Origin of the sequence: Streptomyces sp. NBC_01508 (assembly GCF_045040315.1) — a bacterium.
Taxonomy (GTDB): Bacteria; Actinomycetota; Actinomycetes; order Streptomycetales; family Streptomycetaceae; genus Streptomyces.
Genome location: NZ_CP109419.1, coordinates 6,286,201 through 6,312,532, shown reverse-complemented (window position 1 = coordinate 6,312,532; position 26,332 = coordinate 6,286,201). Strand labels below are relative to the sequence as shown.

The 26,332-nt window shown below is 71.0% G+C and carries 21 protein-coding genes and 1 pseudogene; 13 read left to right on the top strand and 9 right to left on the bottom strand.

What is annotated here, in order from left to right; genetic code table 11:
* The first annotated feature begins 228 nt into the window (after window positions 1–228).
* Entirely contained in the window at window positions 229–1,308 is a 1,080-nt protein-coding gene (locus tag OG700_RS29275) for a LacI family DNA-binding transcriptional regulator (RefSeq protein WP_405618742.1), read from the top strand.
* A 74-nt stretch (window positions 1,309–1,382) separates the two neighbouring features.
* Entirely contained in the window at window positions 1,383–2,516 is a 1,134-nt protein-coding gene (locus tag OG700_RS29270) for a phosphatase PAP2 family protein (protein WP_405618740.1), read from the top strand.
* On the opposite strand, the gene OG700_RS29265 is transcribed toward OG700_RS29270, so the two are convergent.
* The gene (locus OG700_RS29265; RefSeq protein ID WP_405618738.1) at window positions 2,501–5,575 is read right to left on the bottom strand and encodes a bifunctional [glutamine synthetase] adenylyltransferase/[glutamine synthetase]-adenylyl-L-tyrosine phosphorylase; all 3,075 of its coding nucleotides are present in this window, start codon (window positions 5,573–5,575) and stop codon (window positions 2,501–2,503) included. The genes OG700_RS29270 and OG700_RS29265 overlap by 16 nt on opposite strands.
* A gap of 181 nt (window positions 5,576–5,756) precedes the next feature.
* On the opposite strand from OG700_RS29265, the gene OG700_RS29260 reads away from it, so the two are divergent.
* Complete coding sequence (locus OG700_RS29260) at window positions 5,757–6,269, top strand: pyridoxamine 5'-phosphate oxidase family protein (protein WP_405618736.1); 513 nt, start codon at window positions 5,757–5,759, stop codon at window positions 6,267–6,269.
* A 168-nt stretch (window positions 6,270–6,437) separates the two neighbouring features.
* The gene (locus OG700_RS29255) at window positions 6,438–7,196 is read left to right on the top strand and encodes a sulfite exporter TauE/SafE family protein (protein ID WP_405622056.1); all 759 of its coding nucleotides are present in this window, start codon (window positions 6,438–6,440) and stop codon (window positions 7,194–7,196) included.
* 30 nt (window positions 7,197–7,226) lie between these two features.
* On the opposite strand, the gene glnA is transcribed toward OG700_RS29255, so the two are convergent.
* From glnA to OG700_RS29235, 4 genes are all read right to left on the bottom strand, one after another.
* Window positions 7,227–8,588: a type I glutamate--ammonia ligase gene (gene glnA / locus OG700_RS29250; RefSeq protein ID WP_354607893.1), complete on the bottom strand. Its 1,362-nt coding sequence runs from the start codon at window positions 8,586–8,588 to the stop codon at window positions 7,227–7,229.
* 199 nt (window positions 8,589–8,787) lie between these two features.
* Complete coding sequence (locus OG700_RS29245; protein ID WP_405618734.1) at window positions 8,788–9,174, bottom strand: VOC family protein; 387 nt, start codon at window positions 9,172–9,174, stop codon at window positions 8,788–8,790.
* Window positions 9,171–9,464, bottom strand: coding sequence for an ArsR/SmtB family transcription factor (locus OG700_RS29240; RefSeq protein ID WP_405618732.1), 294 nt, complete (start codon window positions 9,462–9,464; stop codon window positions 9,171–9,173). Before OG700_RS29240 ends, OG700_RS29245 begins: the two co-directional genes overlap by 4 nt.
* Window positions 9,465–9,541: 77 nt before the next feature.
* Complete coding sequence (locus tag OG700_RS29235) at window positions 9,542–10,093, bottom strand: MarR family winged helix-turn-helix transcriptional regulator (RefSeq protein WP_405618730.1); 552 nt, start codon at window positions 10,091–10,093, stop codon at window positions 9,542–9,544.
* 159 nt (window positions 10,094–10,252) lie between these two features.
* Here OG700_RS29235 and OG700_RS29230 point away from each other — a divergent pair, with 159 nt between their 5' ends.
* From OG700_RS29230 to OG700_RS29210, 5 genes are all read left to right on the top strand, one after another.
* Complete coding sequence (locus OG700_RS29230) at window positions 10,253–10,684, top strand: hypothetical protein (protein ID WP_405618728.1); 432 nt, start codon at window positions 10,253–10,255, stop codon at window positions 10,682–10,684.
* Between the two features lie 86 nt (window positions 10,685–10,770).
* Window positions 10,771–11,418: a DUF3105 domain-containing protein gene (locus tag OG700_RS29225; RefSeq protein ID WP_405618726.1), complete on the top strand. Its 648-nt coding sequence runs from the start codon at window positions 10,771–10,773 to the stop codon at window positions 11,416–11,418.
* Complete coding sequence (locus tag OG700_RS29220) at window positions 11,415–12,119, top strand: DUF305 domain-containing protein (protein ID WP_405618724.1); 705 nt, start codon at window positions 11,415–11,417, stop codon at window positions 12,117–12,119. The genes OG700_RS29225 and OG700_RS29220 overlap by 4 nt, the downstream gene beginning before the upstream one ends.
* A 121-nt stretch (window positions 12,120–12,240) precedes the next feature.
* Entirely contained in the window at window positions 12,241–12,660 is a 420-nt protein-coding gene (locus OG700_RS29215; protein ID WP_405618722.1) for a CBS domain-containing protein, read from the top strand.
* A 147-nt stretch (window positions 12,661–12,807) separates the two neighbouring features.
* On the top strand, window positions 12,808–14,568 hold the full coding sequence (locus OG700_RS29210) for an NAD+ synthase (RefSeq protein WP_405618720.1): 1,761 nt from the start codon (window positions 12,808–12,810) through the stop codon (window positions 14,566–14,568).
* A gap of 56 nt (window positions 14,569–14,624) precedes the next feature.
* On the opposite strand, the gene OG700_RS29205 is transcribed toward OG700_RS29210, so the two are convergent.
* From OG700_RS29205 to OG700_RS29195, 3 genes and pseudogenes are all read right to left on the bottom strand, one after another.
* On the bottom strand, window positions 14,625–15,650 hold the full coding sequence (locus OG700_RS29205) for an endonuclease/exonuclease/phosphatase family protein (protein WP_405618718.1): 1,026 nt from the start codon (window positions 15,648–15,650) through the stop codon (window positions 14,625–14,627).
* 192 nt (window positions 15,651–15,842) lie between these two features.
* The gene (locus OG700_RS29200; protein ID WP_405618716.1) at window positions 15,843–16,574 is read right to left on the bottom strand and encodes a TetR/AcrR family transcriptional regulator; all 732 of its coding nucleotides are present in this window, start codon (window positions 16,572–16,574) and stop codon (window positions 15,843–15,845) included.
* A gap of 185 nt (window positions 16,575–16,759) precedes the next feature.
* A pseudogene (locus OG700_RS29195) lies at window positions 16,760–17,422 on the bottom strand (MFS transporter); the annotation flags it as partial.
* Between the two features lie 102 nt (window positions 17,423–17,524).
* Here OG700_RS29195 and OG700_RS29190 point away from each other — a divergent pair.
* From OG700_RS29190 to OG700_RS29175, 4 genes are all read left to right on the top strand, one after another.
* Window positions 17,525–18,304, top strand: a complete 780-nt coding sequence (locus tag OG700_RS29190) for a hypothetical protein (RefSeq protein WP_405618714.1) — start codon at window positions 17,525–17,527, stop codon at window positions 18,302–18,304.
* Between the two features lie 1,136 nt (window positions 18,305–19,440).
* Window positions 19,441–20,301, top strand: a complete 861-nt coding sequence (gene panB, locus OG700_RS29185) for a 3-methyl-2-oxobutanoate hydroxymethyltransferase (RefSeq protein WP_405618712.1) — start codon at window positions 19,441–19,443, stop codon at window positions 20,299–20,301.
* Between the two features lie 165 nt (window positions 20,302–20,466).
* Complete coding sequence (locus OG700_RS29180; RefSeq protein WP_405618710.1) at window positions 20,467–21,501, top strand: ATP-binding cassette domain-containing protein; 1,035 nt, start codon at window positions 20,467–20,469, stop codon at window positions 21,499–21,501.
* Complete coding sequence (locus OG700_RS29175; RefSeq protein WP_405618708.1) at window positions 21,498–22,358, top strand: ABC transporter permease; 861 nt, start codon at window positions 21,498–21,500, stop codon at window positions 22,356–22,358. The genes OG700_RS29180 and OG700_RS29175 overlap by 4 nt, the downstream gene beginning before the upstream one ends.
* Window positions 22,359–22,410: 52 nt before the next feature.
* Here the strand turns inward: OG700_RS29175 and OG700_RS29170 are convergent, their stop codons facing one another.
* The gene (locus OG700_RS29170; RefSeq protein WP_405618706.1) at window positions 22,411–26,286 is read right to left on the bottom strand and encodes an AfsR/SARP family transcriptional regulator; all 3,876 of its coding nucleotides are present in this window, start codon (window positions 26,284–26,286) and stop codon (window positions 22,411–22,413) included.
* Between the last annotated feature and the right edge of the window lie 46 nt (window positions 26,287–26,332).

Sequence of the window (26,332 nt, the reverse complement as noted above, 5' to 3'; positions counted from 1 at the left end):
TGACGGAGAGCGCGCGAGCTGGCACGTACGGTACGTGTCAGCCGATACCGACTCCGTGAGCGTCCGGGGCGCTCCGGCCGGACCATCTCGCAAGGTCTTGCAAGATTTTGCCACCAGGGTGATTGCAAGGCCCTGCAAGGCATCCGGCACCGGCCGCCCCGTCGGCGCCGGTGGCTGATGCAGGCACACGGTGGGCAATCCGGCACCCGCCCGGTACAGTCCCCTTCCATGACCGCACGGCTAGCCGATATCGCAGCCCAGGCGGGGGTCAGCGAAGCGACGGTCAGCCGCGTACTGAACGGCAAGCCGGGTGTTGCCACGGCCACCCGCGAATCCGTACTCGCCGCACTCGACGTCCTCGGCTACGAACGCCCCGTACGGCTGCGCAGGCGCAGCGCCGGCCTCGTCGGACTGATCACGCCGGAGCTGGAGAACCCGATCTTCCCGGCGCTCGCCCAGGTCATCGGCCAGGCGCTGACGCGCCAGGGCTACACACCCGTCCTCGCCACCCAGACCCCCGGCGGCTCCACCGAGGACGAGTTGACGGAGATGCTGGTCGACCGCGGCGTCTCCGGCATCATCTTCGTCTCCGGACTGCACGCCGACACCTCGGCCGACATGCAGCGCTACGAGCAACTGCGCGCCCAGGGCGTGCCGTTCGTCCTCGTGGACGGCTTCTCGCCGAAGGTCAGGGCGCCGTTCATCTCGCCGGACGACCGGGCGGCGATGCGGCTGGCCGTGACACATCTCGTCTCGCTGGGCCACCGCCGGATCGGTCTCGCCGTCGGACCCAAGCGTTTCGTGCCGGTGCTGCGCAAGATCGAGGGCTTCCGCGCCACCATGCGCGAGCAGCTGGCGCTGACCTCCGAGGAGACGGAGGAGCTGATCCAGCACTCCCTCTACACCCTGGAGGGCGGCCAGGCGGCGACGACGGCGCTCATCGGGCGCGGATGCACGGCGGTGGTGTGCGCGAGCGACATGATGGCGCTGGGCGCGATCCGGGCCGCCAGACAGCTCGGCAAGGACGTGCCGCGCGAGGTGTCCGTCGTCGGTTTCGACGATTCGCCGCTCATAGCGTTCACCGATCCACCACTGACCACGATCCGCAAGCCGGTCCCGTCGATGGGCCAGGCCGCCGTCCGTACGCTGCTTGAGGAGATCGGCGGCACGCCCGCTCCGCACAGCGAATTCGTCTTCATGCCGGAGCTGGTGGTACGCGGTTCGACCGCCTCCGGGCCGGCGCCCGGACCCCTGGGGAAATCCCTGGGGGAAACCGGGCGGAACTCAGGGTCGCACGCTCGTCCGTAGGACGTAGCGCATGCGCTCAGGACCCACCCGAGGGATGATCGGTCGAGTGCGGAAATCTGGCAGACTCTCTCTCCATGGGTGAAACGACCGTGAAGATTCCGGAAGGCACGAAGGCCCCGCCGACACCCCCCGCGGGTGCGACGGCCGACGAGTCCGGCCCGGTGTCACGCACCGCTCGCCTGCGCCGGATCCGGTCGCCACGACGCCCGCGTATCTGGTTCGAAATCCTGCTGATCGCGGTGAGTTACTGGACCTACTCCCTGGTCCGTAACGCGGTGCCCGAGCAGAAGACCCAGGCCCTGCGCAACGCGGACTGGATCTGGCACGCGGAGCGCTCGCTGGGGCTCGCGTTCGAGGAGAGCGTCAATCACGCCGTGAATTCGGTGACATGGCTCGTCGTCGCCATGAACTACTACTACGCGACGCTGCACTTCATCGTCACGATCGCCGTGCTGGTCTGGCTCTACCGCAGCCATCCGGGCCGCTACGCGGCGAGCCGGCTCATTCTCTTCGCGACCACCGCTGTGGCACTACTCGGTTACTATCTGTATCCGCTCGCGCCGCCCCGGTTGATGAACGGGCAGAACTTCATCGACACGGTGAAGGTGCACGAGACCTGGGGTTCGATGGCCTCGGGCAACTTCAAGAACATGTCGAACCAGTACGCGGCGATGCCCTCGATGCACATCGGCTGGTCGCTCTGGTGCGGGCTGACGATCTTCGCGCTGGCCAAGGCGCCGTGGGCGAAGATCCTCGGGCTGCTCTACCCGACGGCCACGCTGGTCGTGATCGTCGCCACCGCGAACCACTTCTGGCTGGACGCGGTGGGCGGCATGATCTGCCTCGCGTTCGGATTCGCCGTCTCGTACGCCTGGTACCGCGCGCTGCCGCACCGGCTGCCACGGTATGTCGCGGACGACCGCCCGAAGCGGCGGCGGTGGCTGCGGCGCCCCGGCACGTCCACGGCGGGCACACGGGCGGCGCCGCCCGAGCCCGCCGGACAGACCGCCCGGACCGCCCTGACCGCGCCGACCGGTCAGGAGGTCACCGGTCGGACGGAAACCGATCACGCGGCCGCCGATCAGGCCGCCACCGGTCACGAGGCCACCGCGGCCTCCGCGCCGTCCGGCCGGGGCGCGACCGCGCGGCCCGGCCGGGGAGCCCCGTCCGCCCGGCAGCCGCCGCCGTCCGCTCAGACAGCCCCGTAGAACAGCTCCTCCATCACGGCGCGGGCCCGCCGGGTGGTCCGGCGGTAGTCGTCGATCATGTCGCCGCTGTGGCCGTTGTACGGACCACCCGCGCCGGGCGCCACCGAGCCGGGGCCGTAGCCCAAGTACCGCCCCATCGCGGCCAGTTCACGGCCGTCCGAGGGGAACGTGTCGCCCGCCCTGCCGCGTACGAGCATCACGCCGTTACGGACCCTGGTCGCCAGCACCCAGGCCTCGTCGAGGATCTGGGCGTGCTCAGCCGAGAGCAGGTCCGCGGCGTGCGCGGCGGCCAGCGCCTCGCGGGTGCGGGTGGTGCGCAGGCCGGGTACCTCCCAGGCGTGCCGCATCTGGATCAGCTGCACCGTCCACTCGACGTCCGAGAGACCGCCCCGGCCCAGCTTGGTGTGCAGCGTGGGGTCGGCGCCGCGCGGCAGCCGCTCCGTCTCCATCCGCGCCTTGAGCCGGCGGATCTCCCGTACGGCGGCCTCGCTCAGGCCCTCGGCGGGGTAGCGCAGCGGGTCGATCAGCTCGATGAAGTCGCGGCCCAGTTCCGCGTCGCCGGCCATCGGCTCGGCGCGCAGCAGCGCCTGGCTCTCCCAACCCAGCGACCAGCGGCGGTAGTAGGCGGCGTAGGAGGCGAGGGTCCGCACCATTGGGCCGGTCCTGCCCTCCGGGCGCAGATCGGCGTCGATCATCAACGGCGGGTCGGCCGTGGGCAGTTGGAGGAGTCTGCGCATCTCGGAGACGACGGTGCTCGCGGCCCGTGACGCCTCGTGGTCGCCGACGCCCTCGCGCGGCTCGTACACGAACAGGACATCCGCGTCGGAGCCGTACCCCTGCTCGTGGCCGCCGAAGCGGCCCATGCCGATGACCGCGAACCTGGCGGGAAGGGTGTCGCCCCACGTCTGGCGCACGGCGGCGCGCAACGCGCCCGACAGGGTGGCGGAGTTGAGGTCGGTGACGGCGTTGCCGACCCGGTCGACCAGCTCGCCGGGGTCCTCCTCGGCGGGGTTCTCCTCGGTGCCGTAGCTGCCGATGATGTCGGCCGCGGCGGTCCGGAACAGCTCGCGGCGGCGCACCCCCCGGGTGACGGCGACCGCGATCTCGGCGGTCTCCGCCCGCCCGACGGCGGCCAGCACCTCCAACTCCAGATGCTTGCGCCCGCGCGGTTTCAGGCCGCCGGGGTCGCCCAGGATGGCGACCGCCTCCGGGGCGCGCAGCAGCAGGTCGGGGGCGAGGCGGCCGGCGGACAGCACCCGGGCCAGATTCTCGGCCGCGGCGCCCTCGTCCCTGAGCAGCCGCAGATACCAGGGCGTCTTGCCGAGCGCGTCGGACACCTTGCGGAAGCCCAGCAGACCGGCGTCCGGGTCGGCGGAGTCCGCGAACCAGCCCAACAGCACGGGCAGCAGAGTCCGTTGGATGGCGGCCTTGCGGCTCACACCGGACGACAGCGCCTCCAGATGCCGCAGCGCGGCCACCGGGTCCGCGTAGCCGAGGGCTTCGAGGCGCTGGCCCGCCGCCTTCGGGCTGAGCCTGATCTCGCCGGGGGCGAGCTGGGCGACGGCGTCCAGCAGCGGCCGGTAGAAGATCTTCTCGTGCAGCCGCCGGACCACCGAAGCGTGCCGTTTCCAGGCCCTGTTGAGTTCGGAGACCGGTTCGGTCCGCAGCCCGAGGGAGCGGCCGAGACGGCGCAGATCGGCGTCGTCGTCGGGCACCAGATGTGTACGCCGCAGCCGGAACAGCTGGATGTGGTGCTCCATGGAACGCAGGAAGCGGTACGCCTCGTCGAGCTGCGCCGCGTCGGCCCTGCCGACGTAGCCGCCGGCCGCCAGCGCCCGCAGGGCGACGAGGGTGCTGCCGCTGCGCAGCGAGGCATCGCTGCGGCCGTGGACCAACTGGAGGAGCTGTACGGCGAATTCGACGTCGCGCAGCCCGCCGGGGCCGAGTTTGAGTTCGCGGTCGATCTGGCCGACGGGGATGTTGTCGACCACCCGGCGGCGCATCTTCTGCACGTCGGGCACGAAGTTCTCGCGGTCGGCGGCCTGCCAGACCATCGGCGAGACGGCGTCCACGTACTCCTTGCCGAGCGCGATGTCACCGGCCACGGCACGGGCCTTGAGCAGGGCCTGGAACTCCCAGGTCTTGGCCCAGCGCTGGTAGTAGGCGAGATGGCTGGAGAGGGTGCGTACGAGGGGGCCGTTGCGGCCCTCGGGGCGCAGGTTCGCGTCGACGGGCCAGATGGTGCCCTCGGCCGTCGTCTCGGAGCAGATCCGCATCATGTGGGCGGCCAGCCGGGTGGCCGCCCGCACGGCCTCGGCCTCGGTGTTCGAGGTGTCGGCGGCGCCGTCGTCGGGGGTTCCGTGCTGGTGCGCCGCGCCGTGGGCGGGCTCGCCGACGAAGATGACGTCGACGTCGGAGACGTAATTCAGTTCGTTGCCGCCGCACTTGCCGAGCGCCACGACCGCGAGCCGGCACAGCGCCGCGTCCTCGGGCGCGGCGGCGCGGGCGACGGCGAGCGCGGCGCGCAGCGTGGCGATCGCCAGGTCGGCCAGCTCGGCGGCGGTCTGCGCGACGTCGGTGGTGCCGCACACGTCGCGGGCGGCGAGGGACAGCAGACAGCGGCGGTAGGCGATACGCAGTGTGTCGACGTCGTGCGCGTCGGCCAGCCCGGCCTCGAACTCGGCGACGCCGGGGTGCAGATCGGCCGACTCGTAGGTGACGAGCACCTGCCAGTCGGCGGGATGCCTGGCCAGATGGTCACCGAGCGCCTCGGACGCCCCGAGCACCCCCAGCAGCCTGTCCCGCAGCGGCTTCGCCGCGATGAGCGTGTCCAGCAGGCGGTGCCGGTCGTCGGGCTCGTGCGCCTCGACCAGCCGGACGAGACCGCGGAGCGCCAGATCGGGATCGGCGGTGGAGCCGAGCGCGTCGAGGAGGACGGGATCGGTCCGTACGGACGCCAGCTCGGGGACGCCGAGCAGGCGCTCGGCCGCGGACGGATCGGTGAAGCCGTGCCGGAGCAGACGGGTGAAGTTACTGCTCCTGCGTCCCTGCACCGTCATCCGGCCTTTCGTCTGTCCGATCAAGGTCCGGACCCGAGCCTAGTACTCCGCCGGTCCCGCCGGCCGGGTTGTGGCCCGCCGACCGATGAGTCCCGGCACCGCCGCCGGTCACCACTCGCGGAAGGGTCGTGAGCGTACTCCCGCTCGCGGCCGTACAGCACGCTTCCCGGAGGGACGCGCCATGGCGCACAAGGAACCGACCAGCACCACCCTGGACACCCGCTACAGCGACCCGAAGGCCGTCGCGGACGGCTGGGCCGACGCGGTGACCCGGCTGGCGGCGGCGGAGCTCTTCTGGCTGTCGACCGTACGCCCCGGGGGCCGGCCCCATGTCACCCCGCTGCTGGCGGTCTGGTGGCGGGACGCGCTCCACTTCTGCTCGGGCGAGCGGGAGCGCAAGGTCCTGAACCTCCGGGAGAACCGCGAGGTCGTCCTCACCACCGGCGCGAACGCGCTCGACGAGGGCCACGACCTGGTGATCGAGGGCGAGGCGGTACGGGAGAGCGACGACACGCGGCTGCGTGAGCTGGCCGGCGTGTGGGAGTGCAAGTACGGCTCCGACTGGCACTTCGACGTGAAGGACGGGGCGTTCACCGGGGCGCACGGCCCGGCCCTGGTGTTCGGCGTGACCCCCCGCACGGCCTTCGGCTTCGCCAAGTCCCCGTACGCCCAGACACGCTGGCGGTTCGCCTGAGGGCGGGCCGGGTCATGTCCGTGGTGGCTTAACCGGGTTGCGCGGCACGTCGGCCGCGCTTGTCCTCGATCGCGGGACGGACCCGGCGAACCCGGCCCGGCACCGGCGGTGTGCCGTGTGGTCGGCCTGAGGTGGGGTGGACACGTGGTCGTAGCATGGGTCATCGCCATGGACACGATCAGCATGTGGGAATTCGTCGCGCTCGCCGCGGCGGCCGCGCTCGTCGGCTTCTCCAAGACGGCGGTCAGCGGCGCCAACACGGTCAGTCTCGCGGTGTTCGCCGCCGTGCTGCCGGCCCGCGAGTCGACCGGGGTGCTGCTGCCGATCCTCATCGTGGGCGACACGATCGCCGTCCTCACCTACCGCCGCCACGCGCACTGGCCGACCCTGTGGCGGCTGTTCCCGGCGGTCGCCGGGGGTGTGGTCGTCGGCACCGTCTTCATGGTGTGGGCCGACGACGGAGCCGTACGCGTGTCCATCGGCTCGATCCTGCTCCTGATGGCGGGCGTGACGATCTGGCGGCGGCGGTACGCGCCCGGGGAGGACACCCCGCAGGAGTCGGCGTCGCTCAGGGGCCGCGTCAAGGCCCGCTCGTACGGGGTGCTCGGCGGGTTCACGACGATGGTCGCCAACGCGGGCGGCCCCGTCATGTCGCTCTACCTGCTGTCGGCGGGCTTCCGGAAGCTCGGCTTCCTGGGCACGTCCGCGTGGTTCTTCCTGATCGTGAACACCGCCAAGGTGCCCTTCAGCGCGGGCCTCGGCCTGATCGACCGCGACTCGCTGCTGCTGGACGCGCTGCTCGTGCTCTTCGTCCTGCCCGGCGCCCTCTTGGGCAAGCTGTGCGTGGACCGGATCGACCAACGCGTCTTCGAACGGCTGGTGATCGGCGCGACGATCCTGGGCGGTCTCCAGCTCCTCCTGCGCTGAGTCACCCGCGCCGACCCACCTGACCCGCCCCTACAGCACCGGCAGCAGATTCTTCAGCTCGAAGGCCGTCACCTCGGAGCGGTACTCCTCCCACTCACGCTTCTTGTTGCGGAGGAAGAAGTCGAAGACGTGCTCGCCCAGCGTCTCGGCGACCAGTTCGCTGCGCTCCATCAGCGAGATCGCCTCGCCGAGGTTCTGCGGCAGCGGCTCGATGCCCATCGCGCGGCGCTCGGCGTCGGACAGGGCCCATACGTCGTCGTCGGCGCCCGCCGGGAGTTCGTAACCCTCCTCGATGCCCTTGAGGCCGGCGGCCAGGAGCACCGCGTACGTCAGGTACGGGTTCGCGCCGGAGTCGATGGAGCGGACCTCGACGCGGGCGGAGCCGGTCTTGCCGGGCTTGTACATCGGGACGCGGATCAGGGCGGAGCGGTTGTTGTGGCCCCAGCAGATGTACGAGGGGGCCTCGCCGCCCGAGCCGGCCGTGCGGGTGGAGCCGCCCCAGATGCGCTTGTAGGAGTTGACCCACTGGTTGGTGACGGCCGAGATCTCGGCGGCGTGCGTGAGCAGTCCGGCGATGAAGGACCGGCCGACCTTGGAGAGTTGGTACTCGGCGCCCGACTCGTAGAACGCGTTGCGGTCTCCCTCGAAGAGGGAGAGGTGGGTGTGCATCCCGGAGCCGGGGTACTCGCTGAACGGCTTCGGCATGAACGACGCGTGCACGCCCTGCTCCAGCGCGACCTGCTTCATGACCAGGCGGAAGGTCATCACGTTGTCGGCGGTGGAGAGCGCGTCGGCGTACCGCAGGTCGATCTCCTGCTGGCCGGGGGCGCCCTCGTGGTGGCTGAACTCCACGGAGATGCCCATGGATTCGAGCATCGTGATCGCCTGGCGGCGGAAGTCCATGCCGACGTTCTGCGGGGTGTGGTCGAAGTAGCCGGAGCTGTCGGCGGGGGTGGGGCGGGTGCCGTCGACCGGCTTGTCCTTCAGGAGGAAGAACTCGATCTCGGGGTGGGTGTAGAAGGTGAAGCCGAGGTCCGAGGTTTTGGCGAGCATCCTCTTCAGGACGTAGCGGGGGTCCGCGAAGGACGGCGAGCCGTCGGGCATCAGGATGTCGCAGAACATCCGCGCGGTGCCCGGGGCCTCAGCGCGCCACGGCAGGATCTGGAAGGTTCCCGGATCGGGCTTGGCGATCATGTCGGACTCGTACACCCGCGCGAAGCCTTCGATCGCCGAGCCGTCGAAGCCGATACCCTCGTCAAATGCCTGTTCAAGCTCGGCGGGGGCGACGGCGACCGACTTGAGGAAGCCGAGCACATCGGTGAACCACAGGCGTACGAAGCGGATGTCGCGTTCCTCAAGGGTCCGGAGCACGAATTCCTGTTGCTTGTCCATGTCTGCTGTCCTACCCATCCTTGCCGGTCAGGCCGCCTGCTCCCACGCTGCCGAGTACACCGGGGCACCCGAGCATGACACCACAGGATTTCCGGAAGGTTGCACACCGGCGTACTAAAGCATTGTCGGACACGCGCCCCGTGGGGCGCGCGTCCGGGTGCCTCAGTGGTGGACGGGGCTACGCGGACGGTGCCGGGGGTCAGGCGCTGTGTGCGATCTGGATCAGATTGCCGCAGGTGTCGTCGAACACGGCCACGGTCACGGGACCCATCTCGACCGGCTCCTGCGTGAAGCGCACACCGAGCCCCCGGAGGCGCGCGAACTCGGCGTGGACGTCTTCGACGGCGAAGGAGGTGTACGGGATGCCGTCCGCCACCAGGGCGTCCCTGAAGGGCTTCACGGCGGGGTGTCCGGACGGTTCGAGCAGCAGCTCGGTGCCGTCGGGCTCGGTCGGGGACACCACGGTGAGCCAGCGGTCGTCGCCCACCGGAACGTCGTTCTTCGTCCGGAAGCCGAGCACCTCCGTATAGAAGCGCCGCGCCTCGGCCTGATCGTCTACGAAAACACTGGCCAGATGGATCTTCATGGGGATTCTCCTGATCGCTCGGGTGCGAGCCAGCGGTCGGTGAGGTGTTCGAGCGGGCTCGTATCGAGGTGATGGAACTTGTAGCGGCCGTCCCGCCGGGTCTCCACGAGGCCGGCGGCCTCAAGGAGCGCGAGATGCTGCGAGACGCCCTGCCGGGACAGGTTGAGGCCGTGCTTGGTCGTCAGCCGCGCACAGATCTCGAAGAGCGTCTGGCCGTCGCGTTCGGCCAGCTCGTCGAGGATCTTGCGGCGGGTGTGGTCGGCCAGGGCCTTGAACACATCATCGGACACATCTCCACCATAGGCAAGTCCTTCCTTGCCTATCAAGTCCTGCCCGTGGCCCGTGGCCGGTGGGCGGGCGGTGGCCGTCAGTGGAGCGGGACCGCGGTGTCCGACCAGCCCAGGGGGTACGGCTCCCCCTCGTCGTCCGGCATGGGCCGCTCCCCGCCCGCCTCGGTGAACGCCGTGAGGGCCGCCACGAGCGCCGTACGCTGCTCGGGAGCCAGCCGCCGGACGATCGAGGTGATCTCGCGGTGGCGCGCCGCCGAGACGTCCGCCACGAGCGTGCGGCCCCCCGTCGTGAGCCGCAGTTCGGTCTCCCGCCGGTTGCCGGGGTTGACCCCGCGCTCGGCCAGCCCGGCGGCGATGAGCCGGTCGACCATTCGCATCGCGGTGGAGGGGTTCACCCCAAGCCGCTCGGCGACCGACACGAGGTTGGCGCCGCCGTGGGCGGAGAGGACCTTCAGCAGCCGGAACTGGGGCAGGGTGACCCGGTCCTGGACGGTGGCCAGGGAACGGACGGAGACGGCGACGAGGAGCCGTGAGGCGATCAGCACCGCCCGGGTGACGGCGTCGGTGTCCGCCTCCGCGTCGGTGTCCGCTTCGGGCTCGCTCGGCAAGGGTTCCGGGGGGTCGGCCATGCCTCTTTGTACCGCGCCGGAGCCATCCCGGACCCACCCAGGCCCCTGCCCCGGCCCCGCTCCGTACCGCCGTGTGAACCACTCCCCCAGGCACGTTCCGGACTCGGTACCTCCTGCGCACTCCTGCTCGACCACCTGTACGGACTACGATCTGCGCCCATGGGGGGACGACGGCACATACCCGACGCGCGTCCCACGGCCTTGCTGAGCGCCGTGGCGACGCTGCTCGCCGCGCTCTACTTCTGTCTGGTCCCCGCCGAGACGCGGACGCACCACCCGGCGGCGTCGTCACCGGCGGCGCCGGCGGCCGCGAGCGACGGCATCACCCTCCGTACGGAGGCGGCGAACACCGCCGCCGGTCCCGCCGCCGCGGCCTCCGAGTACACCTGCCCGTACGACCGGGGCAACTGCCGCTTCCTCCCGCACCTCAGTCCGGCCGTGCTCACCGCGCCGCACCCCGCCGACCCGCTCGGCGTCGACGACGTGGCTCCCGCGCGCCTCGTGGTTCCGTCCCACGCCGGCCAGGTGTCCCGCTCCGGAGTGTTTCCCCGTGCGCCGGATCCGCACGTCCTTCAAGTACTGCGGACGTAGCCGGGCCTGGCCCCGCGCCCCCACCGGGTTCCCGTAACTCCCCCACCCCCGTTCCGCAGGTTTTCGAGAAGGACGACACACACACCATGGCTTCCAAGTCGCAGAGCACCGAGCGCAAGGCCCGAATAGAGCAGATGCGCAAGGCCGAGCGCGCACATGAGCGGCGTAACCGCATCCTCACGATCACGGCGAGCACGGTCGTGGTCGTGGCGCTCATCGGTTTCGGCGCGTTCGTGCTGAACAAAGAGTCCGAGGACCAGAAGAAGGAAGAGCGGGCCGCCGCCGAGCCCGTCAAGGGCGAGAAGTCCTGGGAAGCGAAGGACCTGGGCCGTGACCATGTCACCGAGGCGGTCGACTATCCGCAGACCCCGCCGGTCGGCGGCAATCACAACCAGGTCTGGATGAACTGCGGCGGCGACGTCTACAAGGACGCGATCCCCAACGTGAACGCGGTCCACTCGCTGGAGCACGGCGCGGTCTGGGTGACGTACAACGACAAGGCTCCCGAGGGTGACGTGAAGGCGCTCGGCGATCTCGTGGGCAAGACGCAGTACTCGCTGATGAGCCCCGTGAAGGAGCAGGCCGGGGCACTCATGCTGACCGCGTGGGGCAAGCAGGTCACCGTCGACAGCGCGAAGGACCCGCGCGTCGACCAGTTCTTCGCGAAGTACGTGCAGGGCCCGCAGACGCCTGAGCCGGGTGCGGCGTGCACCGGCGGAATGGGCGACCAGTGACCCGCACGAACTGGGCGGCCATCACGGCGGTCGTGCTCGCCCTGCTGTTCGCGGGGGCGGCCACGGTCGCCTCCGCGGGGCGCGACGACGCGCCCCGCGCGGCTGCCACACCCACGGCCGACTCGGCCGAGGCGGGGTTCGCGCGGGACATGGCGGTCCACCACCAGCAGGCGGTGGAGATGTCGTTCCTGGTGCGCGACAGCACGGACGACGAGGAGGTGCGCCGCCTCGCGTACGACATCGCCAACACCCAGGCGAACCAGCGCGGCATGCTGCTGGGCTGGCTGGACATGTGGAAGCTGCCGAAGGTCTCCACGGGCCAGGAGCCGATGGCCTGGATGGCCGAGGACGGCGGGCACGCGGGCACGGGCGGTACGCAGGGCATGGAGGGCATGGAGGGCATGGAGGGCATGGATCACGGCGCCCACGAGGTCCGTGACGGCTCGCTGATGCCGGGCATGGCGACCAAGACGGAGCTGGACACGTTGCGCGCCGCCAAGGGGAAGAAGGCGGAGATCCTCTACCTCCAGCTGATGACCGACCACCACAAGGGCGGCGTCACGATGGCCCGGGGCTGCGCCGAGTTGTGCGAGGTCGACACCGAACAGGCCCTGGCCGAGGGCATGGTGACGGCCCAGCAGTCCGAACTGAACCTGATGGCCGACCTCTTGAAGGCCCGGGGCGCCAAGCCGCGCGCCTGACCGGCCCCGCACGCGTACGCGACCGCTGTCACCCGTTCGGGTGACAGCGGTCGCGTACGCCGGACGGCCCCATGACGATGGGGTCGCTCGGGGCGGACGGCATTCAGGAGGTACGAACCCCATGACCACCGCCAAAGACATCATGCATCCCGGGGCCGACTGGATCCCCTCGCACGAGACGCTGGACCGGGCCGCACAGCTGATGCGCGACCTGGACGTGGGCGCCCTGCCCATCGCCGACAACGACGAGCGGCTGACCGGCATCCTGACCGACCGCGACATCGTCGTCGGCTGTGTCGCGAAGGGCCACGACCCGGCGAAGGTCACCGCGGCCGAGATGGCCCAGGGCACGCCGCGCTGGATCGACGCGGGCGCGGACGTGGACGACGTCCTGCACGAGATGCAGAACCACCAGATCCGCCGGCTCCCGGTGATCGAGAACAAGCGCCTGGTCGGCATGATCAGCGAGGCGGACCTGGCGCAGCACCTGACCGACGCGCAGATCGCGGCGTGGGTGGAACGGGTGTACGCCTCCAGCTGACGGGCGCCGCGGAAGCGGCACGGGACGGGATCCGTCACGGTGGCCGGTTCGTCCTCGATCGCCGGACGGGCTGGTCCAAGACCGTCCGGCGATCGGGGACACCCGCCCGCCACCACATCGCGTCAGAGAGACGATTACACTGGGCCCGTGCCTCAACTACGTCTCGCCCTGAATCAGATCGACTCGACCGTCGGCGATCTCGCCACCAACGCCGAGGCGATCGTGCACTGGACCCGGCACTCCGCCGAACAGGGCGCGCATCTCGTCGCGTTCCCCGAAATGGTGCTGACCGGCTATCCCGTCGAGGATCTGGCCCTGCGGTCGTCCTTCGTGGAGGCGTCCCGCGCCGCCCTGCGCGCGCTCGCCGCGCGGCTCGCCGACGAGGGCTTCGGGGAGCTGCCGGTCGTCGTGGGCTATCTCGACCGGTCCGAGCGGGACCGGCCGCGGTTCGGCCGGCCGGCCGGGTCCCCGCAGAACGCCGCCGCCGTGCTGCACCGGGGCGGTGTGGCGCTGACGTTCGCCAAGCACCATCTGCCCAACTACGGCGTCTTCGACGAGTTCCGCTACTTCGTACCGGGCGACACCATGCCCGTCGTCCGGGTGCGCGGCGTCGACGTCGCGCTCGCGATCTGCGAGGACCTGTGGCAGGACGGCGGCCGGGTCCCGGCGACCCGTGCCGCCGGTGCCGGGCTGCTGCTCTCGATCAACGCCTCGCCGTACGAGCGGGCCAAGGACGACACCCGGCTCGAACTCGTACGCAAGCGCGCCCAGGAGGCCGGCTGCGTCACCGCCTATCTGGCGATGATCGGCGGCCAGGACGAGCTGGTCTTCGACGGCGACTCGATCGTCGTCGACAAGGACGGCGAAGTCGTCGCGCGGGCACCGCAGTTCGCCGAGGGCTGTGTGGTGCTGGACCTCGAACTGCCCGCGGCGGCGGCCGAACCGCCGGCCGGCACCGTGGGGGACGGTCTGCGTATCGACCACGTCGTCCTCTCCGATGAGCCCGTCCCCGCCTACGAGGCGGAGCTGTCCGGCGGCTACGCCGACCGGCTGGACGACGACGAGGAGGTCTACTCCGCCCTGGTGGTGGGCCTGCGCGCGTACGCCGCCAAGAACGGCTTCAGGTCCGTCCTGATCGGCCTCTCCGGCGGCATCGACTCCGCGCTCGTCGCCGCGCTCGCCTGCGACGCGCTGGGCGCGGCCAATGTCTACGGCGTCTCGATGCCGTCCAAGTACTCGTCGGACCACTCGCGGGGCGACGCGGCCGAACTGGCCCGCCGTACGGGGCTGAACTTCCGCACCGTCCCCATCGAGCCGATGTTCGACGCGTACATGGACGCGCTCGCCCTGACCGGCCTCGCGGAGGAGAATCTTCAGTCGCGGCTGCGCGGCACGATGCTGATGTCGCTCTCCAACCAGGAGGGCCAGATCGTGCTCGCACCGGGCAACAAGTCCGAGCTGGCGGTGGGGTATTCGACGCTGTACGGCGACTCCGTCGGCGCGTACGGCCCGATCAAGGACGTCTACAAGACGACGGTCTTCCGGCTCGCCCGCTGGCGCAACCGCGCCGCCGAGGAGCGCGGCCGGACCCCACCGATCCCCGAGAACTCGATCTCCAAGCCGCCGAGCGCCGAACTGCGCCCCGGCCAGGTCGACACGGACTCGCTGCCGGACTACGAGGTGCTGGACCGGCTGCTGGAGATGTACGTCGACCGGGACCAGGGCAAGGACGCGATCGTCGCGGCGGGCTTCGACCCCGCGCTGGTGGCGAAGACGCTGCGCATGGTGGACATGGCGGAGTACAAGCGGCGGCAGTATCCGCCGGGCACCAAGATCTCCGCGAAGGGCTTCGGCAAGGACCGGCGGCTGCCGATCACCAACCGCTGGCGGGAATCGCCGACGCCCTGAACAGCCGTGAACAGCCCTGGCCAGCCCTGAACAGCCCTCAACAGGGCTGACGAAGCTCAGAGTTCGATACGGGCGGCGATCGGCAGATGGTCGCTGCCCGTGCGGGGCAGCGTCCACGACGACATCGGCTCGACGCCCTTGACCATGATCTGGTCGATCCGCGCCATCGGGAACGCCGCCGGCCAGCTGAAGCCGTAGCCGTCACCGGCGGCGCCCTGGGTGGAACGCATCTGCGACGTCACGGCGTTCAGGGAGCGGTCGTTCATGGTGCCGTTGAGGTCGCCGAGCAGCACGACCCGGTCGAGCCTCTCGTCGGCGATCGCCTCGCCGAGCGCGTCGGCGCTGTCGTCACGCTGGTTGGCGGTGAAGCCGGCGTGCAACTTGACGCGTACGGACGGCAGGTGCGCCACGTAGACGGCGACTTCGCCCTGCGGCATCGTCACCGTGGAGCGCATCGCGCGGGTCCAGCCCATCCGGATGTCGACGGGCCGGCTCGCGCTCAGCGGGTACTTGCTCCAGAGCCCCACCGTGCCCTGCACCGAGTGGTACTTGTACGCCCCGGCCAGGGCCTTCTCGTAGATGGGCACCTCCGACGCCTTCAGCTCCTCCAGCGCCACGACCTCCGCGCCGGAGTCCGCGATCTTCCGCGCGGTTCCCTCCGGGTCGGGATTGTCGGCGTTGACGTTGTGCGTGGCGACGGTCAGATCGCCACCGGGGCCCGACTTGCCGCTGAGCAGCCCGCCGAAGAGGTTGACCCAGACAACGGCCGGCAGCAGCAGGGCGATCAGCGCCGTGGCGGAGCGCCGTACCAGCGCGGCCACGAGAAGCACGGGGACGAGCAGCCCCAGCCACGGCAGGAAGGTCTCCATGAGACTGCCCAAGTTGCCGATGCGGTTGGGGATCTGGGCGTGCAGGATCATCAACAGTGCCGTCAGGACGGCGAGCACCGCGAGGACGACACCGCGCCGCCAGATGCCCGGGTCACCGCGCCAGCGGTCGATGAAGGTCCGGATCGGGCTCTTGGGAGGGTCGTTGTCGTCGGCGCCGTCCACCCGGGACTCAGCCGTGTACTCCTGCGTCATTCCGCTGCCCTCACTGCCTTGCCGTTCACGCCCGCCATCGACCCTAGGGGATGACGGGCACTTTCCCTGCCGTCGCCCGACGGCCGTACGGGCTCAAGGACGAGTGGCATGGGGCGGTGGGTTCCGAACACGGGCGGTTACCGGGCCGCTGTGACACAAGACGCACGAGTGGCGCGGACGCCCGGCGGCCGGTCAGCTGTCCGCTGCCGTGGCCGAATCGGGTGCGGTATCGGGTGCCGTGCCCGGTGCGGTGACTGGTGCGATGACCGGTGCGGTGTCCGTGGTTGTGACCGGTGCCGCGTCTCTCGGGCGCAGTCCTTCGAGCAGCGCCCGGACGATGCGCTCGGCGAGATCGTCGTCCAGCGGCGCGTCCTTGCGGTGAATGGTGCGCACGAGCACGGGGCCGACGAAGAGTGCGTCGATCAGCTCCACATCGATGTCGTCCCGGAGTTCACCCGCGGCGACGGCGCGCCGCACCGCCGCCGTCATGGCGGCGCGCCGCGGCTCTATCACCGTGCTGTGGTACGCGCTCCACAGCTTCGGATGGCTCTTCATCTGCGCGAAGACGTTGTACAGCAGGGCGGAGCTGCGCTGGGCGAGACCGCGGCGGCGCATGGACTCCAGGCCGACGAGGATGTCGGCGAGACCGGAGGTGCCCGACAGGGCGGGTTCGGGCGGCTCGATGGTCCGCAGGACGTCGAGGAAGAGTTCTTCCTTGTCGCTCCAGCGCCGGTAGACGGTGGCCTTGCCGACGCCGGCCGTGCGCGCGATGCGCTCGATGGAGAGCCCGGCCAGCGGCTCGCCCTCCTCAAGAAGTCTCACCACGGCCTGGACAATGGCGCGTTCGGCCGCCTCGCTGCGCGGCCGGCCCCGCCGGGGCTCCGGCTCCCGCGCCCGCTCGCGACCTTGCTCTTGCCCTCGCACCGCGCCACCTTTCGCCCCGCTGCCACCACGCCGTCCGCCTCGCGCCATCCCGCCGATTCTCGCCGACGGTGGCGCGCCGGGCGAACCGGCCACCCGGCTGGTGCTGTGACCGGACAACGCGGCCCGTCCGGCGATCGAGGACAAGCGCGGCCCGAGAGCGGCGCGACACCGGCCGAGCCGAGGGCGGTGACGTGCATGGCGCTCAGGAAGGCGTCGTTCGCGGAGGAGAAGGCCGGCTTGTTGAAGCTGGACATGTCGATCGACGGGTGGTCGCTGCGCTTCTCGTGCACGACGAACGCGGCCAGGACGGCCACGCCGCCGATGATCGAGGCCGGCACCGTGGCGTCGGTGAAGTCGGCGAGTTCGCCCGCGCGGATGATCCCGTACACCAGCAGCACGAGTCCGGCGATCGACAGCAGCACGCCGAGCGGGTCGACCCGGCCGGGGTCGGGGTCCTTGGAGTCCGGCACCAGCACCATCGCGAGGAGCGCGACGATCACCACGGGGACGTTGCCCAGGAAGATCGAGCCCCACCAGAAGTGTTCGAGAAGTACGCCGCCGGTGATCGGCCCGATGGCGATGGCCAGTCCGACGCCGCCCGCCCAGATCCCGATGGCCTTGGGCTGCTCGTCGCGCTCGAAGACGCTCATCAGGACGGCGGGGGTGTCCGGCATCACGAACGCGGCGCCGAAGCCCATGAGGGCGCGGTACGCGACGAGTTCACCGGGGGATCCGGACATCGCGGCGAGGGCGGAGCCGAAGACGACGATGCCGAAGAGCAGCACCTTCTTGCGGCCGACGCGGTCGCCGAGCAGGCCGGAGGTGAAGAGCAACCCGGCGAACACCAGCGCCTGGAGCTGGCCTTTGATGAATTGGCCATGGCTTACCCAAAGTCCTCGCCAGAAGCCTTGTTGGAGCGCATTCGAAAGCACACGGCATACGTTGTAAAGTTGCTGGATTCTAAGAAGACACTCGCCGAACACCGGCGCTTGCTAGTGGTCGGTGGCTGGCTCTCGCTCCTCGGTGCCACAGTTCACATCGACCTCAAGCAAGACGATGCAGCTACGGCCCGACTCCACACGGCGGCGACTCTCGCCAGGGAAGCAGAACATCCAGAGATAGAGGCATGGTGTTTCGAGACTGACGCGTGGCGGGTGCTCACTGAGGGCGAATACGTCCGCGCGTTGGAGCTGTCACGCACAGCCCAGAGCTTGGCGCCTGCCAGCTCATCAGCTCTGATTCAGGCGACGGCTCAAGAAGGGCGAGCACTCGCGAGACTCGGTGAGTCGAGAGAGACCTACGACGCAATCGACCGCGTACAGGAATTGTCGTCTGCAATCGGAGATCCGGACCGGCCTGAGCACCATTACAAATACGACCCCAATAAGGCCATGTCGTACACAGCAACGACGTTGGCGTGGCTCGGAGATGCTGCGGCAGAACCGTATGCGCGAAGCGTCATCGAGCGACTGAAGCCCAGCGGTGACCCTTCTCGATGGCCTCGGCGTGTGGCCTCAGCCAACATCGACTTGGCCTTGGTCCTGGTCACGGGCGACCGGCTTGACGAGGCGTGCGACTCGGCACAGAAGGCGATCCTGAGTGGACAGGTAGCCCCGTCGAACCGCTGGCGCGCCTTGGAAGTTGTTATGGCAGTCGAGGCCCGCGGCCTGTCCGAAGGTGCCAATCTGCGCGAGGCGTATCGAGAACTCAGAGCGGCACACGACCTATAGGCGGGCACTCTCCGGTGTGCTGGCGCGGTCTCTTCCTCGGGAGGGGCCGCGCCTTCCCGCGTCCGTGGGTCTGTGGCGTGGGGTTCGTCGTGGTCCTGGTGGTGGTGCTCGCCTTGGGCGGCGAGCTGGTGGCGGGCCGCGGGTGGGCATGTGGCCGGCGGGGTGGGGCTTTGGGCGGGAGCTGCCATGGGGCGAGAGATCGTGACCCGTACGCTCGCCGCGAATCGGGCAGTCCCTGGACCTGCCCGCAATAGCCCGATGGGGGTCCCGATCTTAGAGGCTCGCCCCATGGTGGCTGCCTAAAGCCTCACCCCGCCTGCCACCCCTGAGCCAGACTGGGTTGAGGTTCTTTCGACCACGATCGGGGGCTGTGATGAGTGTTCGCCGTATGACCGTGGGCTCGCCGCTGCGGAACCAGGGGCGGGGCAAGGTGCGCGTCCTCAAGGACGGCGAGGGGCATCAGTGGGTGGCGTGCTCGGGGTGCCGCCTCGACCGCTTCGCGCCCGCGTTCCCGCCCGCAAGGTCTGTGGCGCGGCGCCATGCCGCGGCCTGCTTCAGGTGGCGCACCGTCAGACGAGCGTGAACCTTCCCTTCTGACGCTCTGTGTCGTCTGAGGCGGGGAGCGGCGGCGCCCGGCCGGGACCGGCGCCCGCGCCGCATGCCCGGCCGGGGTGCATGGCCGCTCCGCGCGCCGCAGGCGCGCCCTTGATGTCGGCGCCGGTCATCCGCACCCACCGACGTGCCTGGTCGTCGTCGGCGCCGAGCTGCCCTTCCGCCTCTTCGGGCGGACAGGCGGGCCAGCCCTGCGAAGTTCAGCCCCTCGAAGTCGCCCCAGTGTGCTTGGCGTACCAGATTCTCAGTCATGCACGGCTTCGGGCACCCGGGGGCCGGCGTCGGCCGCGCCGGGTGGTGGCGCGGACGGTGACGGGGCGGGCGGGGACGAGGGTGGTGGTGTGGACATGGCGGTGAGCGTGGGCAATTTCAATACGAGACCGTCTCGTATTGTAAATTCTTTACCCGCGGGACCCGCGAGAACGGAGCAGCCCCACTTCCCGTCGACGGTGCTCGGATGCCACCATGGAGACGGTCCGGGGACGCCGTCAGGGCGCCTCGAGATGACGAAGGAGCCGTAAGCCATGACGTTCGAGGCTGCGCAGAACCCCTCACGTGATCCCAAGTCGCTGTACGGCGGCACGGGCACCCGCCGTGTCACCGTCCACGACATCGCCGCCGCCAAGCGACGCGGCGAGAAGTGGCCCATGCTCACCGCGTACGACGCGATGACCGCCTCCGTCTTCGACGAGGCCGGCATCCCGGTCATGCTCGTCGGCGACTCGATGGGCAATGTCCACCTCGGCTACGAGACGACCGTGCCCGTCACGCTCGACGAGATGACGATGCTGTCCGCGGCCGTCGTACGGGGCACCAAGCGCGCCCTCGTCGTCGGCGACCTGCCCTTCGGCTCGTACCAGGAAGGCCCCGTCCAGGCCCTGCGCAGCGCCACGCGCCTGGTCAAGGACGCCGGGGTCGGCGCGGTCAAGCTGGAGGGCGGGGAGCGCTCGCTGCCGCAGACGGAGCTGCTGGTCCAGGCCGGTATCCCGGTCATGTCGCACCTGGGCCTGACGCCGCAGTCCGTGAACACCCTGGGCTACCGGGTGCAGGGCCGCGGCGACGAGGCCGCGCACCGGCTGGTGCACGACGCCAAGGCGGCGCAGGCGGCCGGCGCGTTCGCGGTGGTGCTGGAGCTGGTGCCCGCCGAGGTCGCCGCCGAGGTCACCCGGTCGCTGGAGATCCCGACCATCGGCATCGGCGCCGGTCCCGACACCGACGCGCAGGTGCTCGTGTACACGGACATGGTGGGTCTCACGGCCGGGAAGGTGCCGCGCTTCACGAAGCAGTACACGAACCTCCGGCAGACGCTCGGCGACGCCGCGAAGGCCTTCGCGGACGAGGTCACCGGCGGAACGTTCCCGCAGGAGGAGCACACCTTCCACTAGATCAACCGGCACCACCACAACAGCCACTGCCGCAAGAGAAGACAGCCCGCCGACATCCCCCATCGGCGGGCTGTCGGCGTTCGCGGGCCGCCCGACAGATGGCTGTCGGGCGGATGTCGGTCGGATGTCGGTTCCTTGTCAGTGGCGGCTGCCACGATCAACGGCATGACGCGAATCGACACCATCCCTGCTGACGGCACCACGGCCGTCACGGTGCGGGGCCTGGTCAAGCACTACGGTGCGACCAAGGCGCTGGACGGCGTGGACCTGGACGTGCGCGAAGGCACGGTTCTCGGTGTCCTCGGCCCCAACGGCGCCGGCAAGACCACCCTCGTACGCTGCCTGTCCACCCTGATCCTGCCCGACGCCGGTACGGCCGTCGTGGCCGGTTACGACGTGGTGAGGCAGCCGCGGCAGCTCCGCCGCACCATCGGCCTCACCGGGCAGTATGCCTCGGTGGACGAGAAGCTGTCCGGCTGGGAGAACCTGTACATGATCGGGCGGCTGCTCGATCTGCCCCGTACGGCCGCCCGCAGGCGGGCGGACGAGCTGCTGGAGCGGTTCTCGCTCACCGAGGCGGCGAAGAAGCCGGTGCTCCAGTACTCCGGCGGTATGCGCAGGCGACTGGACCTCGCGGCATCGATGATCGGGGAGCCCGCGGTGCTCTACCTGGACGAGCCGACGACGGGCCTCGACCCCCGTACGCGTAACGAGGTGTGGGCCGAGGTCAAGCGGATGGTCTCCGAGGGGGTGACCGTCCTGCTCACCACGCAGTACATGGAAGAGGCGGAACAGCTCGCGAGCGAGCTGACGGTCATCGACCGCGGCCGGATCGTGGCGGGCGGCAAGGTCGACGAGCTGAAGGCGAAGGTCGGCGGCCGGACCCTGGAGGTCCGTCCGACCGACCCCGGTCAACTGACCGAGATGGCACGGGCGTTGAGCGAGACGGGTCTGGACGGCGTCGCGGGGTCGCAGATCCACGACGGCATGCTGTTCGTGCCGATCCTCGCCGACGAACAACTGACCGCCGTGATCGGTCTGTTGGGTGGGCGCGGGTTCGACATCGCGCACATCGGCACCCATCTGCCCAGCCTGGACGAGGTGTTCCTGGCGATCACGGGCCAGAAGACGAGTGAACAGACCGACGACGTGCGCGACGGCGCCCACGACGACACGCAGCCGAAGGGGGTCGCGGCATGAGCACGGCGACAACGACGAAGGTGACGGACTCCGCGCCGTCACCCCGGACCGCACGGACCGTCCGGGCCACCGTCGGCGACGGCCGGATCGGGGTGCGCGCCAATCTGCGGCACATCGGCGCCCTCGCGCGCCGTAACGCCCTCCAGATCAAGCAGGACCCGGAGTCGATGTTCGACGTCCTGCTGATGCCGATCGTCTTCACGCTGCTCTTCGTCTTCGTCTTCGGCGGGGCCGTCGCGGGCAAGGGCAACCAGTCCGAGTACGTCAGCTATCTGGTCCCGGGACTGATGGCGATGATGGGGCTCAACGTCTCGATGGCTGTGGGCACCGGAATCAACGAGGACTTCCAGAAGGGGGTCATGGACCGGTTCCGTACGATGCCGATCGCCCGGTCCTCGGTCCTCATCGCCAAGATCGTGGTCGAGGTCGGCCGGATGATCGTCGCCTTCGCGATCCTGCTGGTCGTGGGCTTCGTCCTCGGTATGGAGATCGAGACCTCGCCGCTCCAGGTGCTGGCGGCGATCGGGCTCTCGCTGCTGTTCGGCGCGTCGCTGATGTGGATCTTCATCCTGATCGGTCTGACCGTGAAGACGGCGCAGGCGGTGCAGGGCCTGGGATTCCTGGTGCTGATGCCGCTCCAGTTCGGCTCCTCGATCTTCACGCCGCCGTCGACCATGCCGGGCTGGCTCCAGACCTTCACGGACTACAACCCGCTGTCGAATCTGGCCGACACGGCGCGCGGGCTGTTCATCGGCGGCCCTGTCGCGCACGACCTGTGGATGACGCTGGCCTGGTCGGCGGTGATCACTGCGGTCACGGCGCCGCTCGCGGTGTCCAAGTTCCGCAAGAAGACCTGAGGGGCGGGCCCGGCCCCGGGCTCCGTCCGGGGGCCGGGGTACGAGAGACGTGTCAGGCGCCGGCGACGACGACGGCGAATGCCTCGTCGAGGGTGAGCGCGCGGCCCTCGGCGAGGGCCGCGTCGTACGCGGCGCCGTCCAGGCCCCCGGCCCGGACGGCCGCCTCGGCCGCCTCCAGGGTCTCGCGCTCCTGCGAGGCGCGGTAGTGGCCGCGCGGCAGATGCGTCTCGTACGCGCCGATCAGCCGGGCCCCGTCCCGGACCCGCTCCGGTCCGCCGAGCCCGGCCAGCGACCAGCCCGCGGTCAGCAGATGGACCGCGGCCATCTGCGGGGCGACGATCCGCGCCATCGGATCACGCACCCCGGCCAGCGCCTGCCGGGACCAGTCGAGCCCGACCGCGTAACGGGCCTGAAGATTCTCCAGCCAGCCGAGCAGGCCGAAGACGAATCCCTCGAAGATGGCCAGGTTGGAGTGTTTGAACTCCTCGCGCAACTGGTCCAGTTCGTGGCGCGCCTCGGTGGCGCGCCCGCTGCGGCCGAGCCAGATCGCCAGAAAGAGCCGGGCGGCCGGCTCCGCCTCGTAGTCACGCCGGTCGTGCTGCGCCAGGATCTCGCGCAGCATCACCTCCGCCTCGTCCCCCTCGCCCGTCTCCATCATGATGCTGGCCAGGCGCGTACGCAGGAGCGCGACCTGGGACTCCACGCCGAGCAGCCGGGTCTTGTCGATGGCGGCGAGGAAGTCCTCGGTGGCGCGGGCGAATTCACCGTTGCATTCATGGGCTTCGGCGCGCGCCGACAGCGCCTCGGCGGCGCCCCACGCGTCGCCGAGCCGGGTGAAGATCTCCAGGCTCTCGTTGGCGTCCCGGCCCGCGTCACCGACCCATTCGGTGCGGTTGGCGAGGATGTTGGCCCGCACCTGGAGAGCGGAGGCCAGCTCCCACTCGTAGCCGAAGTCCCGGCACGCCTCCACCCGCGCGTCGATCAGCTCACGGAACTGGTCGACCTGCCCCGTCAGCATGACCGCGAAGAACCAGAGCGAGCCGGGCGTACGGCAGGTCTGCGGCAGATCGGGCCGGTAGACCTGGCTGACGCGGCGCAGCCACTCCATGGCCTCGGGCGAGGTCCACTCGTCGAACTCGTGGTTCATGCTGGACAGATGGATCAGCCGGGCCCCGCGCCGCGCCTCCAGCAGCACCTCGGGCGCCATCGGCGGCGGCGCGTCCGTGCACTGTTCGTGGACGGGCGGGGCGGGGACGACCGGCGCGTCGAAGGGGTCGGGGCCGAGGTCCGCGGCGGCGCGCGACCAGTGCCGCGCGTCGGCGCGCAGATCGCGGATCTGCCAGTAGAAGGCGAGCGAGTGCACCAGGCAGAGCGCCTCGTGCTCGTCGGCGCCGGCGACGGCGTGCCGCAGCGCGGTGCGCAGGTTCTCGTACTCGACCGTGATCCGGGTGATCCAGTGGAGCTGCTCGGGGCCGCGCAGCTTCGGGTCGGCCCGCCGGGCCAACTCCCGGAAGTGCACGAGATGGCGGCGCTCGGCGGCGGCGCGGCCACCGGACTCGTCGAGCCGTTCACCGGCGTACTCCAGCACGGTCTCCAGCAGCCGGTAGCGCATCGCCCCGTCAGGCGCGGGGGTGGCGACCACGAGCGACTTGTCGACCAGCGAGCCGAGCAGTTCGAGCGCGTCCGGTCCACACACGGCTTCGGCCCCGGCGAGGTCGCAGCCGCCCGCGAAGACGGACAGGGCGCCCAGCGCGGTCCGCTCGACGGGGTCGAGCAGGTCCCACGACCAGTCCACGACGGCGCGCAGCGTCTGCTGCCGGGGCAGTACGGTGCGGCTGCCGCCGGTCAGCAGCCGAAAACGGTCGTCCAGGCGGTCGGCGATCTGCCGGGGGGTGAGCATCCGCAGCCGGGCGGCGGCCAGTTCGATGGCGAGCGGCAGCCCGTCGAGCCGGCGGCAGATCTCGTCGGCGGCGGCCGGGTCCTCGTCCGTACGGAAGCCGGGCCGGGCGGCGGCGCCGCGGTCGGCGAGCAGCCGCAGCGCCATCGGTTCCGGCAGCGGGCCGACGGGGCGTACGACCTCGCCGGGCACGCCCAGCGGCTCCCGGCTGGTGGCGAGGACGGTCACGCCGGGGCAGCGGGCCAGCAGCTCCTCGGCCAGCCGGGCGGCGGCGTCCACGACGTGCTCGCAGTTGTCGAGCAGGATCAGCATGCGGCGGCGCGAGCAGTGCTCGACCAGGCGTACGAGGGGGTCGTTGGCGCCCGGGTCGACGGCCCGCAGCCCCTCGGCCCCGGCGCCGCGCAGCACGGTCTCACGGGCCCCGAGCGCGACGAGCACGGCCTCGGGCACGGTCGCGGGATCGTCCACGGGCGCGAGCTCGGCGAGCCACACCCCGTCGGGCCAGCCTGCCCCGTCATCCCCGGTGCTCCCGCCGCTCCCGGCGGCCACCTCCTGCGACAACCGCGTCTTCCCGGCCCCACCGGCCCCGAGCAACGTCACGAGCCGCGCGTCCCGAAGATCCCCCCGAAGGGCGGCCATGTCGGCCTCTCGGCCGACGAAGCTGGTGATGTGGGCGCGGAGATTGCCGGAGGGCGCGGGCGGGGTGGCGTACGGGGCGGGCGCCGTCCCCGCACCGGGGCCGGGGCCGCCGGACGCCGCCGCGTCGCGGGGCGCGGGCGGCGCCGCAGCGTGCCGATCGGGTGCCGGCTCCCCGGGGGAATCCGGCTCCGCCGGACCGGCAGCCCCGTCCGGGCGGGACTCGTCGCCCCGGCCGGACGAATCCGTCCCGGCTCCGCCGGGCACCGGGGCACGTCGGGCGGCAGGACCGTGGGGTGGCGCGTGACCAACGGGATCGGACCCGTCCGCCCGACCGGACGACCCCGCAAGGTCGCCGTCACCGCTGGGCACGGCGCCCGGTGCGTTGCCCGGCGCGGCACCAACCGGATGGGATCCGTCTGCCGGGCCGTACGACGGGTGGGCATCGGCCCGCACCCCGCCGGCCCGGGTGGACTGCGTCCCGCCGCCAGGCCCGGCAGGGGCGTGCGGTCCGTGGCCGTCAAGGCGAGGCGCGTCGGACCGGCCGGGTCCCGTCCCCGTCCGGGGCGGCGGACGGCGGGCGCGGGATGTGGCGGCGGGCTCGGGGTACGCGTCCGGGTTCAGCAACTCCTTGTGGAGCGAGCGGAGTTCGGGGCCCGGGTCCATGCCCAGACGGGTCGCGAGGTCGCGGCGGATCTCGTCGTAGGCCGACAGCGCCTCGGCCGTGCGCCCCACCGCACGCAGCGCGCGGATACGCAGCGCCTGGAGCATTTCGTCGATCGGGTGGTCGTCGCAGAGCGCCGCCAGCTCGGGCAGTGCCTCCTCCGCGTGGCCGAGGGCGAGCGCCGCCGTGAGCCGGGCCCGGCGGGCGCCCAGCCGGCGGGTCTCCCAGCGCGCCGCCTCGGCCCTGCGGTCGGGCAGGTCGGACAGCGCGGGGCCGTGCCACAGTCCCAGCGCCTCGTCCAGCAGTCCGGCGGCCCGCTCGGGGCTGCCGTCGTCCAGGGCCCTGATCCCCTCGGCCGTGAGCCGTTCGAAGCGGTAGAGGTCCACGTCCTCCGGGTCCGCGCACAGCCGGTAGCCGCCGGTGTCGGAGACGACGGCCCCGGCCCCGAGCGCCCGGCGGAGCCGGCTGACCAGGGCCTGGAGCGCGCCCGCCGCGTCCGCGGGTGTGTCGCCGTCCCAGACCTCGTCGACGAGCGTGGCCGCCGGGACGGTCCGGCCGGGCCGCAGCGCCAGTACGGTCAGCAGCGCGCGCAGTCTGGATCCGCCGACGGCGTACGGGGTGCCGTCGGCGCGCAGTGCCCGCGTGGGGCCGAGTAGCCGGTAGCGCACCCCACCATTGTCCGGTACGACCATCCGGTCGGCCGCCCGCTCCCCCAAGTCCGTACCCCGCATATGCCGGCCCCCTCCCTCCGTACGCCCAGCCTCGCCGGAACCCACC

What these genes read in the sequence shown, in the direction of transcription:
- OG700_RS29270 (WP_405618740.1), top strand. Translation starts at nt 1,383, where the DNA reads ATGGGTGAAACGACCGTGAAGATTCCGGAAGGCACGAAGGCCCCGCCG.
- OG700_RS29215 (WP_405618722.1), top strand. Translation starts at nt 12,241, where the DNA reads ATGACCACCGCCAAAGACATCATGCATCCCGGGGCCGACTGGATCCCC.
- glnA (WP_354607893.1), bottom strand. Translation starts at nt 8,588, where the DNA reads ATGGACAAGCAACAGGAATTCGTGCTCCGGACCCTTGAGGAACGCGAC.
- OG700_RS29260 (WP_405618736.1), top strand. Translation starts at nt 5,757, where the DNA reads ATGGCGCACAAGGAACCGACCAGCACCACCCTGGACACCCGCTACAGC.
- OG700_RS29245 (WP_405618734.1), bottom strand. Translation starts at nt 9,174, where the DNA reads ATGAAGATCCATCTGGCCAGTGTTTTCGTAGACGATCAGGCCGAGGCG.
- OG700_RS29180 (WP_405618710.1), top strand. Translation starts at nt 20,467, where the DNA reads ATGACGCGAATCGACACCATCCCTGCTGACGGCACCACGGCCGTCACG.
- OG700_RS29170 (WP_405618706.1), bottom strand. Translation starts at nt 26,286, where the DNA reads ATGCGGGGTACGGACTTGGGGGAGCGGGCGGCCGACCGGATGGTCGTA.
- OG700_RS29175 (WP_405618708.1), top strand. Translation starts at nt 21,498, where the DNA reads ATGAGCACGGCGACAACGACGAAGGTGACGGACTCCGCGCCGTCACCC.
- OG700_RS29225 (WP_405618726.1), top strand. Translation starts at nt 10,771, where the DNA reads ATGGCTTCCAAGTCGCAGAGCACCGAGCGCAAGGCCCGAATAGAGCAG.
- OG700_RS29230 (WP_405618728.1), top strand. Translation starts at nt 10,253, where the DNA reads ATGGGGGGACGACGGCACATACCCGACGCGCGTCCCACGGCCTTGCTG.
- panB (WP_405618712.1), top strand. Translation starts at nt 19,441, where the DNA reads ATGACGTTCGAGGCTGCGCAGAACCCCTCACGTGATCCCAAGTCGCTG.
- OG700_RS29235 (WP_405618730.1), bottom strand. Translation starts at nt 10,093, where the DNA reads ATGGCCGACCCCCCGGAACCCTTGCCGAGCGAGCCCGAAGCGGACACC.
- OG700_RS29275 (WP_405618742.1), top strand. Translation starts at nt 229, where the DNA reads ATGACCGCACGGCTAGCCGATATCGCAGCCCAGGCGGGGGTCAGCGAA.
- OG700_RS29265 (WP_405618738.1), bottom strand. Translation starts at nt 5,575, where the DNA reads ATGACGGTGCAGGGACGCAGGAGCAGTAACTTCACCCGTCTGCTCCGG.
- OG700_RS29205 (WP_405618718.1), bottom strand. Translation starts at nt 15,650, where the DNA reads ATGACGCAGGAGTACACGGCTGAGTCCCGGGTGGACGGCGCCGACGAC.
- OG700_RS29255 (WP_405622056.1), top strand. Translation starts at nt 6,438, where the DNA reads ATGGACACGATCAGCATGTGGGAATTCGTCGCGCTCGCCGCGGCGGCC.